The sequence below is a fragment of the Vibrio kagoshimensis genome (assembly GCF_050337535.1).
In the GTDB taxonomy this organism is placed as follows: Bacteria; Pseudomonadota; Gammaproteobacteria; order Enterobacterales; family Vibrionaceae; genus Vibrio; species Vibrio gallaecicus.
This window is the reverse complement of record NZ_JAKJSZ010000019.1, coordinates 60,710-74,906: the sequence shown is the minus strand read 5'-3', so window position 1 is coordinate 74,906 and position 14,197 is coordinate 60,710. Positions and strand designations below refer to the sequence as shown.

Genomic DNA, 14,197 nt, shown 5'->3' with positions numbered 1-14,197 from the left:
CGATACTCCATTGGGTTCTAGTATTTAGTCGGAGCTATATGCAAACATCGAATCAAAACGTTGCTTCCCAGCCTCAGCAGCCCCAATTAGGTTTGTTGCTATTCTTGATCTTAGGTGCCATTGGCGCACTGACTCCACTCGCCATTGACATGTACTTGCCTGCAATGCCAACGATTGCAAAAGATCTCGGTGTAACAGCAGGCGAAGTGCAAATAACGTTAACTGCTTATACTGCTGGTTTTGCTCTTGGGCAATTGCTGCACGGACCTCTAGCCGATAGTTATGGTCGTAAACCTGTATTAGTCATCGGTGTTGTGTTGTTTGGTATTGCATCAGTGGTCAGTGCGACAACTCAAGGCATCGATGCTTTAACCTATGTACGCGCTGCTCAAGGTTTTGCAGGTGCTGCTGCGGCGGTAATCATCCAAGCTGTTGTACGAGATATGTTCGACCGTGAAGATTTTGCGCGAACCATGTCATTCGTGACGCTAGTCATGACGGTTGCCCCTTTGATTGCTCCAATGATTGGTGGTTACCTTGCTCTATGGTTTGGCTGGCGTTCGATTTTCTGGGTGTTAGCTATTTTTGCAGTAGTCGTTATTGCTGCGGTTGTTTGGAAGATTCCAGAAACATTACCTGTTGAAAATAGACAGCCGTTGCGTTTTAAAACGACCATGCGTAATTATTTCCGTTTGTGTCGTAACCCTGTGGCAATGGGGCTGATTTTTTCAGGCGCCTTTTCGTTTGCTGGTATGTTTGCATTCTTAACGGCCGGCTCGTTTGTTTATATTGATGTCTATGGAGTCAGACCGGATCTTTTCGGTTACCTATTTGGCTTAAATATCGTTGCAATGATTCTGATGACAAGCATCAACGGGCGTATCGTTAAAAAAGTAGGCTCACATGTCATGCTTAAGGCGAGCTTGACGATTCAACTGCTCGCGGGTTTAGGTCTATTTGCTGGCTGGTATTTAGATTTAGGCTTATGGGGAATTGTACCTTTCGTCATGTTATTCATAGGTACTCTTTCGACTATAGGCAGTAACTCAATGGGGCTACTATTAAGTGGTTACCCAAATATGGCAGGAACGGCATCATCTTTGGCGGGTACATTAAGGTTTGGTACGGGTTCTGTTATTGGTGCGGTGGTTGCTATGCTGCCAAGTGATAGCGCAGGTCCCATGGCTATTGTGATGGCGATATGTTCTATATTGTCAGCATTGTTATATTGGACATTAGGAAAGAAGGCATAATGTCGAACTATTATATTGAAATTCAAAGACTCGTGAACTCTGCTCTAGGTGAACTAGCGGCACTACACAAATCTAAAAAAGCGGTCGACGCACCCATTGCAAACAACCATTATTTGGTGCGTTGGGTAACTAAAGCCATGAAGTCTCAAAGCTTTGATCGCAGCATCGTAGCTGATTTAACTCGCTGGCAAAAACAAGGGCGATCTAAAGGGAACAAAGCTGATTTAATGTTCACTTTTAAACGTATTTCTGCGTTTTATGCGCACTTTTTCCCAGTAGGTGAAGAACCAAAAGCGTTGAAAGACAGTGATGTTGAAGCCTTCATGGATAAGATGTATGAAAAAGGCTGGAGCGTTTCAAGTGAAGATGAATTAACAACAGGTGGAAAAATACAGTTTTTCACTGATGGTGACCATTCTTTCGCCTTATGCGCAAAGCAATGTGACGATTCATTTGATGGCGAAATCATGGCAAGACCAATGAATTGGTTTGTGCGAGGAAACCACCAAGAGTTTATTGAATCAGCTATGGAAGCTGGTTTTATGCTTCACAAAGTAACGGATTATAAATCAGCAGTTAAATACCATGGTGAATATATTGTTTACCCTGAAAATCGCGGTAGTCAATTGGCAGAAATGCCTCTCAGTTTAACTGGAAATTAAATATGAAAGTGCCGTTCGTTTGAACGGCACTTTCAAGCTTAAATCTGTTTCTGAACGGCTTTGGCTTGCTTTTCTATAGCCTTTACCATGCCTTTGAAAATGAATAGATGGGCTGGCATCATTGCGAACCAATACATTAAACCCATGAAACCTTTAGGGTGCCACCAAGCGGTAATCGTTAACTCTCGGTGTTCTCCTAGATCCGTAATGGCAAGCTCTAATCGACCGAGCCCTGGACCTTTCATTCCAAAAAAAAGAGAAAGAAAAGCGTTGTCTTCACAACGAATGACTTTCCAAGAATCAATATAATCTCCAACCTTTAGATTAGGTCCTTCAGGGATTTGTCTTATCGGACGTCCGCCACCAAAAAATATATCTAACCATTCTCTAGTCCGCCATAAAGCGTTAGCAAAAAAGTAGCCTTGTTTTGGACTACCAATTTGCTGAGCGATCTTCCATAAGTTTTCTTGGGAGACTGAAGTTTTGATTGTCGCCCCTGTTTTTTTGGGATAATAGCCAAATCCAGCCTGCCAACGAGAGAAAGCGGTCGTGTCGAACCCCCATACATTACTTTTAATGAAAGTCCCTTCGGCGTTGATGGCTTTTTCCACCATACTTTCAAAGCTGACTAATGGTTGAGGATATTTTTCTTGTATTGCTGTGGAATTGGCAATGAAATCGTGCTCTAAGCCTGCTAATAAAGCTCTACCTATACTTGAAGGTACAGAAGTTACTACGCCTAACCAGTAAGACGCCATTTTAGGTGTGAGTAGGGAAGTTGACCACAAGCGAAGGGGGCGCTTGGCTATTTTAGCGATATGTTTGAATTGATTTCGGTATGAGACAATATTGGGTCCTCCGACTTCAAAAGTTTGGTGTTTCGAAGGCGGATCTTCAGCCAAGCACAGTAAATAATGGTTTAGATTTGCAAGTGCAATAGGGTTGGCTTTGGAATCTACCCACTTAGGTGCGATCATTATTGGCAAGTTGTAGACAAAATCTCGCATTATTTCAAAAGCGGCAGAACCTGGTCCAATGATGACCCCTGCTCTTAACTCTGTGATTGGAACGTCTTTAGACCTCAGTACTTCACCTGTTTTTAAGCGAGCTTGTAAATGTTCAGATTGGCCCGTTTGTGGTTGGAGAGAACTTAAATAAATGACATGTTTGTTTTTGGAACCCAGCGCATCAGCGAAGTTATTGGCTAATGTCAGTTCGTAATCAATAAAATCATGCCCTTCAGCCATGCCGTGAACAAGGAAAAAGATAAGATCAAAATCTGGGACTAAATCATTTGTTGCAGCTTTGTTTTCCAGATCAAGATAGATAAGCTCTAGATTTTTATGTGGAGTGGTGCGAGCTTTTAGATAGTCGATATGCCTAGCTGCTGCTGTTACTTGATAACCTTGCTCAAGTAGCAATGGGAGCAGCTGTGAGCCGACATAACCTGAAGCCCCTAAAACAAGAACTTTCTTCATATTTGCCCCATTTAGTCATGTGGTTAAAAAGCATTCGTTGATATAATAGCTTGAAAATTTCCTTTTATCATCAATGTGTTCCGTTAGGGTGATGCGCTCATGCTGCTTTCCAATATTCTTTATCATACCAGAGGCGATTTCCTGCGTCGTCTTATCGCGATCGCGTTGCCTATTACCCTTCAAAGTATCATGTTTTCCAGCCGAGGTTTGGTTGACGTATTAATGCTTGGTCAGTTAGGTGAAGCCGATATTGCGGCTGTTGGCGTGGCAAGCCGAGCGATGTTTGTTACAACTATTATGCTCGTTGGAGTGACCACTGGTGGCGCTTTACTTACCGCTCAGTATTGGGGGGCAGGAGATAAGCAAGGCGTGAGAGAAAGTACGGCACTAACTTGGATCGTTGCTATGTTTTTTGCAGCATTAACGGTCGCGTTTTTTGTTTCTTTTCCTGAACAAGTCATGTCTTTAACAACCGATTCTACTGAAGTGATCAGTTTAGGTGTTGAATACATGGTGATTACGTCTTTAAGTATGTTTGCCGTTGCCTGTGTGAGCAGTATGGCTGTTGGCTTACGAGCGATGCACAGACCTGGCTTAAGCACCTTCTTCAGTGGAATAGGGATTCTTTCTAATGTTCTACTTAACTGGATACTCATTTTCGGTAACTTAGGTGCGCCTGCGCTTGGAATAAAAGGGGCTGCGATTGCTACTGTACTAAGTGGGGCAATCGAAGTTGCAAGTTTATTCGGCTATTTATACTTTAAGAAGCACTTACTCGCTTTTCGTTTGTGTGATATTAACGCTGCTGCAACGATAGAAAAGGTGACGAGGTTTTTAAAGTTATCGCTGCCAACAACATTTAACTTTTTGGCATGGGCTGGTGGTTTGTTTGCTTACCACGCAATAATGGGTCAGTCAGGTGTCCAAGGTTTGGCAGCTTTGTCAGTGATGACACCGGTTGAATCTATTTCTTTAAGCTTATTGATCGGAATGTCTAATGCTGGAGCGGTGCTAATCGGGAACCAACTTGGTGCTAAACAAAACGAAGCGGTCTATTATCAAGCCTTAGGCATCAGTATTATTAGTTTCTTAACCGCTATTATGGTTGCAGTCGCTCTGTATTTTATTCAAATTCCAATTTTGAATGCGTTCAGTGCATTAACAGCAGAAACGAGAGCGCTTTCAGAAAAATTTATTGTTGTACTTAGTATCGGTATTGTTATCCGTTCTATACCAATGACGGTGATTGTTGGTGTACTAAGAGCCGGTGGGGATGTGAAATTTTGCTTGTACCAAGATTTGGTCGCGCAGTGGCTCATCGGTATCCCATTAGCAGCAGTTGCAGCTATGTACTTTGGTTTCAAGCCTGAATGGATTTACTTGTTGTTTTTAACTGAAGAAGTGATCAAATGGTTTGGCTCTTTGTACCGTATGAAAAGTAAGCGATGGATTAAAAACTTAATTGAAAATTAGAAGGAAAGCGTATAAATGATGCAACATTATGCTTATGGTGTGATCTATATGCCAAATTACTTCCTACTAACAGTGAATTAGTGTAGATTCTCACTCCAAATTCTAACTAATGTGAGCTGTTTAATGTTAAAGCTGTCAGACCTATGTAAAGGCTATGTAGATGGGGGAGAATTCCACCCAGTTTTACAAGGTGCTGAACTGACATTAAACCAAGGTGATCAAATTGCATTAATGGGTGAGAGCGGCTCTGGTAAGAGTACGCTATTGAACCTTATTGCTGGGTTAGACATGCCAGATTCGGGTGAAATCTCTTTTCCTCGTTTTGAGATGCATAGTTCATCTGAAACAAAGCGTACGGCTTATCGAAGAAACAACATTGGTCATATCTTTCAGCAATTTAACTTGCTACCAACTCTCAATGTCGCAGATAACATTCGTTTTTGTCGTCAGTTAAAAGGTTTACCTGAAGACAAGGGACTATGGCGCCAAATATTGTCGGCTTTAGATTTAATGCCATTATTAGGGCGTTATCCTGAAGAAGTGTCGGGTGGGCAACAACAACGAGCTGCTATAGCTAGAGCGCTTTACATGGAGCCTAAGTTATTACTTGCGGATGAACCGACAGGTAGCTTGGATGAACGTAACGCTGAAGCGGTAATGCGTTTACTTACTTCGCTGGCTCGAGAGCTAGAATGTACACTTTTTTTAGTGACTCATAGTGAAAAAGTGGCTCAACACATGGATGGTAAAATTCGTCTTCAAGGAGGGCAACTGCATGTTATGGCCCGTAGTTAAAGCGCTATTAGGTCATTACCGCCGTCACCCTTTACAAATTATCCTTGTGTGGCTTGGTCTTACTCTAGGTGTTTCTTTACTTGTTGGTGTAACGGCTATAAACCACCACGCTAAGCAAAGTTATACCCATGGCGAAAAACTCTTTTCAAACCCTCTTCCTTATCGAATTCGCCCTAAACACAATGCAAATAAGATCCCTCAAGGCTTTTATATTCAGTTAAGAAGAGAAGGCTTCCAACAGTGCGCACCATTTGATAACCACCGTGTTACTGCTGAAAATGGAACAAATTTGATGCTTGTTGGGTTAGACCCGGTAGCCATGCTTCAACTTCAACCTGGCATTGCACTCAAAGAACTGACGACTTTACGTTTAATGCGCCCACCTTATCCAATTCTTGTAAGTGGTGACCTTGCAGAATATATGGATTGGAGCGATGGGAGCTATATCGATTTAGCTGACGGTTCTCAACTTGGTCCACTCGTCGTCGATCAGAAAAATTTAATTAATGGCACTCGCTTAATTGCTGATATTTCTTTATTAAGAATGTTGCAGAGAAGTTCTGGCTTATCTGTTATCGCGTGCGGGCATATGTCTGCAGAAAAGTATGAATTGTTGAAAAACATGCTGCCTAATGGGCTTACGATTACGCGAAACTCTAAAGCTGAACTTGAATCATTGACTAGCGCATTCCATATGAATTTGACCGCGATGGGAATGCTTTCATTTGTGGTCGGTCTGTTTATTTTCTATCAGGCCATGTCTCTATCATTCATTCAAAGGCAGCCGCTAGTTGGAATACTACGTCAAACTGGCGTGTCTGGTTGGCAATTAGCGAAAGCATTATGCTTTGAACTTCTGCTTTTAGTTCTCATGAGCTGGATTTTCGGTAATGTCTTCGGTCTGATGCTAGCCAATCAACTGTTGCCTGCCGTGTCGGCAAGTTTAGGTGACTTATATGACGCGAACGTAGGTTTATCGATTGAGTGGAGTTGGGTTTGGAGTGGCTATAGCTTACTTATGGCTTTAAGTGGCGCTTTCTTAGCATGTGTATGGCCGTTAATTCGCCTTCTGCAATCACAGCCTATCCGTTTGTCTTCTCGGTTATCAATACTACGTTTTGCTGGATCAGAATTCATCTGGCAAGCGCTTATCGGTTGTGCATTTTGTGTAGCTGCCGTTGCGGTATATCAAGCTCCTCAAACCCAAGAGTCGGGTTTTGCAATAATTGCACTTATGCTTGTAAGTGTGGCGTTATTTACTCCATTTATCATGTGGAAATTATTTAATAGCCTTTCCTATTCACTACGCTGGGTTCGCGCTCGCTGGTTCTTTGCTGATGCTGCAGCCAGCATGAGCTACCGCGGTGTGGCAACGATGGCCTTCATGCTTGCTCTTACGGCAAATATAGGTGTGGAAACGATGGTTGGGAGCTTCCGCGATACGACTGATAAGTGGCTTACGCAGCGATTAGCGGCAGACTTGTATATTTATCCAACGAACAATGCTGCCGCTCGAATGAGTAATTGGTTATCAGATCAACCTGAAGTCGATTCGGTATGGTGGCGTTGGGAGAAAGACATAGCAACTCCTAAAGGCAGTGTTCAAATTGTAAGCACTGGTCCTTCAGAAGGCGAACTTGACGCTCTTACGATTAAACTTGGTATTCCTAATTACTGGTATCACTTACACCACTCTAAAGGTGTTTTAATCAGTGAATCTATGTCCCTTAAGTTGAATATTCGCCCCGGTGACTATATCGATCTGTATGACAATTTAGGGAATGGCTGGCAAGTAGTTGGTGTTTATTATGATTATGGTAACCCTTACCATCAAGTCATGATGTCCCACCGAAATTGGTTGTATGGTTTTGCCGGGCGAGGGAATGTAGGTCTTGGTGTTGTTATTAAAGATGGAATAAACCCTCAAGGTTTACGAGATCGTCTTGAAAATGTATTTAGGCTGAGTTCTGAACGTGTTTTCGATAACAACAATATTCATAATCAAGCTATGAGAGTGTTCGATAGAACCTTCGCTATTGCAGATACTCTAGGTAACATTACACTGATTATCGCTGTTTTTGGCATTTTCTTTGCGACAGTTGCAGGTGAGGTTTCGAGGCAGCGCCATATTTCACTGTTACGCTGTCTAGGCATGTCTGGTAAAGAGCTTGTCTTAGTCGGCAGTCTACAGCTACTTGTGTTTGGACTCATTGCATCATTAATTGCTGTGCCGTTAGGCTTGGCTTTAGCGACCTTGATTGTTGATATTGTTATTAAGCAATCTTTTGGTTGGTCGTTGGGTATTCAAGTGATTCCTTGGGACTATTTTGTGACTTTCGCGTGGGCGATGGCCGCTTTAATGCTGGCAGGGGCTTTACCCGTTATTAAGATGGTAAGAAATACGCCAATGAAATCATTGAGGGATGCACTTTAATTATGTCTCAACGATCTAAGCCTCAACGACCAAAACTTCGTATTTTATCGTACCTACTTGTTATTGCTTTCTTCGGCATAATTCTAAGTGTTGGCACTTATTACTCATATTATGCTCAGGTTGGAGAGAGAGGCGTTAATGAAGTCAATGCTGTCTTAATGAGTGAGAATAAAAAAGTATTTGAACCAGTGCTGCCAGACCGCAACATATCGTTACCGCAAGACTTCCAATTTCATCCTGATTTTCAGCACGAATGGTGGCATTACTTCGCTAACGTTGAAGATGAAAGTGGAGAAAAGTTTTCTATACAATGGAGCTTCTTTCGTATAGCAACCGATGAAAGGGAAACAACCGGTTGGCAAAGTCCTCAGCTATTTATATCGAACGTTGTTATTACATCTAAATCTCAAGTGTGGAAAGAGCAAAGGCTAGCTCGCGGTGGTATTGGGCAAGCGGGAATGAACAATCGACCGTTTAGAATTTGGATTGATAATTGGAATTGGCGTTCATTAGGCACAACTCCTTTTCCTGGTCGCTTGAGTATTAGCACAGATACTTTTGGAATAGAGCTAAACAGCATAACTAAAGGTCCCTATGTACTGAACGGAGAGAACGGATACCAAGAAAAGCATGACTTGTTGCCTGTTGCTTCTTATAGCTTCAGTGCGCCATTTTTATCGTTGAATGGTTCACTCACATTAGAAGGTGAAACTAAAGTTGTATCTGGCACGGCTTGGTTGCAAAAGGAGTGGGGCAGTGGCTTACTGGGAGAAGGGCAGCAAGGCTGGGATTGGTTTGTCTTTAACCTAGAAGATGGATCTTCTTTGAGTATCAATCGTTACCGCCACAATCAACAACTACCTTATGTATTTGGTACCTTAGCGACACGTTCCGGCAGAGTCTTCCAGTTAACGGAAGCGGATATTGAGATCACTCCGCTGAACAATACTACTCTTCTTAATGGGCGACGCTTACCGTTACAGTGGATAATCAATGTACCAGAGCATCAAATTAACCTGACGACTCGAATACAGCGGCGAGATATGTGGTTGCCTTTTGTTATTCCATATTGGGAAGGACCGATAATGGCTAGTGGTAGTCATGAAGCGGTGGGTTTCATGCAACTTACTGGTTACTGATTTTTAAAGGCCTTAATTAAAGGCCTTTTTTGTATCTATTTGAAACGGATACTTACAGTCTTCTGGATCTCACTGCAACATTTCTCTTCTATACTTAGTTTATCAGTTGAACAAAGCATTGGTAAAAACGTTGTATTGTTTAGTATTTGTAGGAAAAACCGAAGTTAAACCTCTGAAGAAATGATTATTTCTTAGTTTGAGTTAGCTATAAACTCTAGGCTATTCTTTGTTATTCGTTTATTTAAATAATAAATATAAGGGCGAAATCATGAGCGATGTCATTCGTGACTTCTTTAAAATGGAATCTGCAGGCGGTATTTTACTCGTTATAGCAGCAGCAGTTGCGATGTTTGTTGCAAACTCTCCGATGAATGGTATGTATCAGGAATTTCTTCATACATACGTATTTGGTATGTCAGTTTCCCATTGGATTAATGACGGCCTCATGGCAGTCTTCTTTTTGTTGATTGGTCTTGAGGTGAAACGTGAGCTTTTAGAAGGCGCACTTAAATCAAAAGAAACAGCAATTTTCCCTGCGATTGCAGCTGTTGGTGGTATGTTAGCGCCTGCTCTCATTTACGTTTTATTTAACTTAGGTGATCCAGCAGCAATTCAAGGTTGGGCTATTCCAGCTGCAACCGATATTGCCTTCGCACTTGGTATTATGGCGTTACTTGGTAATCGTGTTCCAGTGAGCTTGAAAGTATTCTTACTTGCTCTAGCGATCATTGATGATCTAGGTGTTGTTGTCATTATTGCGTTGTTCTATTCAGGTGACTTATCGACTCTAGCTCTTACTGTTGGCTTTATTGCAACTGGTGTGCTGTTCATGCTTAATGCTAAGCATGTGACTAAGTTGAGCGTGTTCTTATTTGTTGGTGCGATCCTTTGGTTTGCCGTATTAAAATCAGGCGTTCACGCAACTCTAGCGGGTGTTGTTATCGGTTTTGCTATCCCATTGAAAGGGAACAAAGGCGAGCGTTCACCTCTGAAACATCTTGAACATGCTCTGCATCCATATGTTGCGTTTGCGATACTTCCAATATTTGCGTTTGCTAATGCAGGTATTTCACTTGAAGGTATCTCTATTGCAAGTTTAACGGGTATGTTACCGCTTGGTATTGCGTTAGGTCTGCTTGTTGGTAAGCCTCTAGGAATCTTTACATTTAGCTGGGCTGCAGTGAAATTAGGTTGGGCTAAACTACCTGAAGGGGTGAATTTTATTCATATCTTCGCTGTTTCAGTGCTATGTGGTATCGGCTTTACGATGTCTATCTTCATCTCGTCACTTGCATTCGGTTCTGCCAATGTTGAGTACGACACGCTTGCACGATTAGGTATCTTAATGGGCTCTACAACAGCCGCAATAATTGGTTACGCGCTATTGAGTGTGTCATTACCGAAAACTGGCGCCGCATCAACTGCGAAAACAACGTCGTAGATTAAGCTTTAGTTAATTACTACAATGTTTAAAAACCGTGACGAGATTTATTCTTGTCACGGTTTTTTGTATCCAGTTATTTCTCTAATGTTGTAAAAATTGTCCACTCTTCAGCGACTTCTTGACTAAGACCAATTACTGTAGCGGTGACTTTTCGGTTTAATGCTTGTGTTATTGAACTGTTGTCTGAATCGGTCTGCTTAGTATCACCATAACCAACGACTCGCACTCTTTTAGGGTTAATACCATAATAAACTAGGCGATCTTGGACGTTAAAAGCTCTTTCCTTCGATAGTGTTAAGTTATGTCGAGAAGACCCCGTCTTACTTGCATACCCTTGAATTTCAATTGATGCTGCTTGGTAGGTGTTCAGAAAGTTTGCCATTGTTTTTATTTGTTCTACGAATATCGGATTAATTTCAGCCGAATTATTTGAAAATAAAACATTCAATTGCCTAATTTCTTCTGACTTTAAAATTTCCCCACATCCATCGTTGTCAACTTTGGATGATCTTGGTGTATTCGGGCAGGCATCTCTCGCGTTAATTACGCCATCCAAATCCTCGTCTTGGAGATCAAAAGTTTGTTTGGATTCTGGTGTTGCTATATAAGGTTGTTCTGAGTAAGCAAAAGTTTGGTTAAGGAAAAGAGTGAACATTGATATTAATAAAAATAGCTTTTTCATCATTAATACTCCATTTCTTGAGTCCATTCTTCAGGGATCTCGACAAGTAGGGCATTAAGTAAAGAGCCAGTTGCGTTGAGGACTCGATACTTAGCGTATTGCTCAGAATAATGGGCATCTAAATAATCTTTCCGAGCTTCAAATAGCTCATTTTCAGTATTTAATAAATCGAGTAATGTCCGTTGACCAATCCTATATTGCTTTGCATAAGCAATGACTGTTTCTGAAGCGGAATCAACGTGATCAGATAAGAATTGTTTCTGTTGCAGTGTAAGATCTAAAGCATTCCAAGATAATCTGAGCCCTTCTTCTACTTGTCTATAAGCACGGTCACGTAGATCTTTCGACTTGTTTAATTGGTAAACTGCGCTGTCAGATCGAGCGTTGTCAGCACCACCGTTGTAAAGGTTGTACTTCAGGCGAAGCATAGCTAATGTTTCTTGGCTAGAGCCTTCATTTCCTGCGGCGTCTTCTCGCCAAGTTTGAGAAGCCTCAATTGAGATGGTGGGATAATTAACGCCTTTGGATTGTTTATATTGAAAGTGAGCTGAATCTACATCAGCGATAGATATTTTTATCACCGGGTGATTATTGAATGCATACAGCACTGCGTCGTCAACGGTCAGTGGGATTTTGGTTATATCGGCTCTTGGATATACAAGCCCTAGAGGTGACTGACCTACTAGGCGCTTAAATTGAATGTGTGTGTCAAACAGGTTGTTTTGCGCCGCAAGAAGGTTACCGTGCGCTTTTGCTATCCTAGCCTCTACTTGTGAAAGATCTGCTATTGAACCGATACCTGATTCAGCTTTACGTTTGATATCTTTAAAGATTTTCTTATGTACGGATAAATTGCTTTCTGAAAGAGCAAGAATTTCATTGGCTTTGACAGCATTTAAGTATACTTCAGTCACTTCTAACGCTTTATCTTCTGCATCAGCAATTAATTGAAGCCGAACAGACTCAGCTTCGGCTGCAGTTCGGTCTATATCGTAGAGAGTAGAAGAACCATCCCAAAGTAATTGAGTTATAGATACTGTGGCTTCTTTTCGAGTCAGCTCGGTATTTGAACCATTGCCAGGTGCTGGGTTAATCCCTTCGTACCCGATCCCAGCATCAAGGTCGATACTGGGCTTGTAAGCCCCCCCGGAAGCCTCATGTTGATTCTTTTCGCTCATGAACTCATTGAAAATACTTTTGATTTCAGGGTTTGAGGAAAGTGTAGATGCAACAGATTGCTCAAGTGTTTGAGACATGACCGTCGTGCTAGCTGCAATGACATAGCTAATGATAGATACGTTAAATAACCTCATAGCAGTACTCCTTTCCGTTTATTTTACAAGCGTACTTAGCTCCACTGCTGTTTGTGATGCCATTCTTAATGATGGTTTAGTTAGTAAGAAGAGTAGGTCATTAAACAAAAAGTGAGAATGAAATTAAAGAGTCTAAATACTGATTGGGGAGACCACTGCAGAGATAAATCGAATAGGTGAGAGCTTCTATTTTGGCCCAATACTTTGGGAGATGGAGTGAACAAATTAGCGTATTACCTGCTGTTTTTTATAGAAATAACTAATTTTTCATTCTAACCATAAGCGCATTAATTGAAAAAATTGAAGAGGAATGATTATGAGAATATGGATTTGAAATAGGTGTTCTTCAGGAATTGATATTGCGTTGCTGTCTCAAAAGTGAGACTAGTTCAGGGGTGTGGTTCAAACATTTCTAAAATGCACTTCAACGACTAAAGAGGTGGGGGCATATGAGCGGTAGGCGTGAGATCTTCTGGAATTCTTGCTATTCATTTGACGCAAAAAAAAGCCCAAACCAAAACGGTTTGGGCGGATACAAATATAGGAGTTAATAAGGAAAAAGCAGTAAACAAAAAACAGATAGAAACAAGTTTAACGACCTGTAAAACTTCTAAATACTCTGTTTTCTATAGTAAGTATGACCCTCCAATCAGTATTCAGTTCCATCAAAAAGATTATTTTTTCAAACTTTTCAACAATACCTTCTAATTCATAAGGTTGAGAATTCTCTATTTCAACTGGTACGACCAATTTCTTAAAGTGTGATGTTGCTTGCTTGTTAATTAAATGTTTCGTGCGTATATTTCAAACAGTTGTTTAATACGAGTGATTAGAATGGCACCAAGAAATAATACTAAAGAAAAAATCTTAGATGTCGCCGAGGCTTTGTTCGCAGAACATGGTTTCAACGACACCTCGCTAAGAACAATCACGAGTAAAGCGAACGTAAATTTAGCGTCAGTGAATTATCACTTTGGTGACAAGAAAACGCTGGTCCGTGCGGTATTAGATCGGTATTTAGAGGCTTTCATGCCTGCATTACATGACGCATTGATTACTTTGAATTTGAATGAAACTTACAAAATGGAAGATGTGTTTGAGTCTTTACGCATGCCTTTAAGATCGTTAAATGACGTAAGACCAAATGGAACAAGCCGCTTTATGCTGCTAATAGGGCGTGGTTATACCGATGTTCAAGGTCATTTACGTTGGTTCATTACGACTCGCTACAGTGAAGTACTCACTCTTTTTACGGATTCAACGTTAAAGGCAAACCCAAATTTAACGCCTGAGCTTTTATTTTGGAGGCTGCACTTTACGTTAGGTACTTGTGTTTTCACCATGGCTTCAAGTCAAGCTTTGGCTGAAATTGCAGAAAATGATCACGGGAAGCAAGTGGACGCGAAAGCTGTGGTCGATCTACTTATCCCATATTTGTCGGCTGGTATGTCGGCAGGTGAATAAAATTAGTAATTAAAAAAAACCGAATAATTAGAATAAATAAAAATAATCACACCCAAATAG

11 protein-coding genes are annotated in these 14,197 nt (G+C 41.3%); 8 read left to right on the top strand and 3 right to left on the bottom strand.

The window, feature by feature from the left end; all coding sequences use genetic code 11:
• Positions 1 to 38 precede the first annotated feature (38 nt).
• Together L4C37_RS17390 and L4C37_RS17385 are read left to right on the top strand one after the other, a co-directional pair.
• Positions 39 to 1,253 (top strand): Bcr/CflA family multidrug efflux MFS transporter, encoded by a 1,215-nt coding sequence (locus L4C37_RS17390; RefSeq protein WP_429769300.1) that lies wholly within the window; start codon positions 39 to 41, stop codon positions 1,251 to 1,253.
• On the top strand, positions 1,253 to 1,915 hold the full coding sequence (locus tag L4C37_RS17385) for a DUF2913 family protein (RefSeq protein WP_429769299.1): 663 nt from the start codon (positions 1,253 to 1,255) through the stop codon (positions 1,913 to 1,915). Before L4C37_RS17390 ends, L4C37_RS17385 begins: the two co-directional genes overlap by 1 nt.
• Positions 1,916 to 1,953: 38 nt before the next feature.
• Here L4C37_RS17385 and L4C37_RS17380 read toward each other — a convergent pair whose 3' ends face one another.
• Positions 1,954 to 3,393 (bottom strand): DUF2867 domain-containing protein, encoded by a 1,440-nt coding sequence (locus tag L4C37_RS17380; RefSeq protein ID WP_429769298.1) that lies wholly within the window; start codon positions 3,391 to 3,393, stop codon positions 1,954 to 1,956.
• 99 nt (positions 3,394 to 3,492) lie between these two features.
• Here L4C37_RS17380 and L4C37_RS17375 point away from each other — a divergent pair, with 99 nt between their 5' ends.
• From L4C37_RS17375 to nhaA, 5 genes are all read left to right on the top strand, one after another.
• Positions 3,493 to 4,866 (top strand): MATE family efflux transporter, encoded by a 1,374-nt coding sequence (locus tag L4C37_RS17375; RefSeq protein WP_429769297.1) that lies wholly within the window; start codon positions 3,493 to 3,495, stop codon positions 4,864 to 4,866.
• Positions 4,867 to 4,989: 123 nt separating this feature from the next.
• A complete protein-coding gene (locus L4C37_RS17370; RefSeq protein WP_137373082.1) occupies positions 4,990 to 5,661 on the top strand; it encodes an ABC transporter ATP-binding protein in 672 nt (223 codons plus the stop codon).
• Positions 5,642 to 8,095: an ABC transporter permease gene (locus L4C37_RS17365; RefSeq protein WP_273293937.1), complete on the top strand. Its 2,454-nt coding sequence runs from the start codon at positions 5,642 to 5,644 to the stop codon at positions 8,093 to 8,095. Before L4C37_RS17370 ends, L4C37_RS17365 begins: the two co-directional genes overlap by 20 nt.
• 2 nt (positions 8,096 to 8,097) lie before the next feature.
• Complete coding sequence (locus L4C37_RS17360; RefSeq protein WP_429769296.1) at positions 8,098 to 9,234, top strand: lipocalin-like domain-containing protein; 1,137 nt, start codon at positions 8,098 to 8,100, stop codon at positions 9,232 to 9,234.
• Between the two features lie 268 nt (positions 9,235 to 9,502).
• The gene (gene nhaA, locus L4C37_RS17355) at positions 9,503 to 10,675 is read left to right on the top strand and encodes a Na+/H+ antiporter NhaA (protein WP_372264571.1); all 1,173 of its coding nucleotides are present in this window, start codon (positions 9,503 to 9,505) and stop codon (positions 10,673 to 10,675) included.
• A gap of 76 nt (positions 10,676 to 10,751) precedes the next feature.
• Here the strand turns inward: nhaA and L4C37_RS17350 are convergent, their stop codons facing one another.
• Together L4C37_RS17350 and L4C37_RS17345 are read right to left on the bottom strand one after the other, a co-directional pair.
• Complete coding sequence (locus tag L4C37_RS17350; RefSeq protein WP_137373086.1) at positions 10,752 to 11,363, bottom strand: OmpA family protein; 612 nt, start codon at positions 11,361 to 11,363, stop codon at positions 10,752 to 10,754.
• Entirely contained in the window at positions 11,363 to 12,673 is a 1,311-nt protein-coding gene (locus L4C37_RS17345) for a TolC family outer membrane protein (protein ID WP_429769295.1), read from the bottom strand. The genes L4C37_RS17350 and L4C37_RS17345 overlap by 1 nt, the downstream gene beginning before the upstream one ends.
• A gap of 834 nt (positions 12,674 to 13,507) precedes the next feature.
• Here L4C37_RS17345 and psrA point away from each other — a divergent pair.
• Complete coding sequence (gene psrA, locus L4C37_RS17340; RefSeq protein ID WP_167494020.1) at positions 13,508 to 14,137, top strand: TetR family transcriptional repressor PsrA; 630 nt, start codon at positions 13,508 to 13,510, stop codon at positions 14,135 to 14,137.
• Positions 14,138 to 14,197 lie beyond the last annotated feature (60 nt).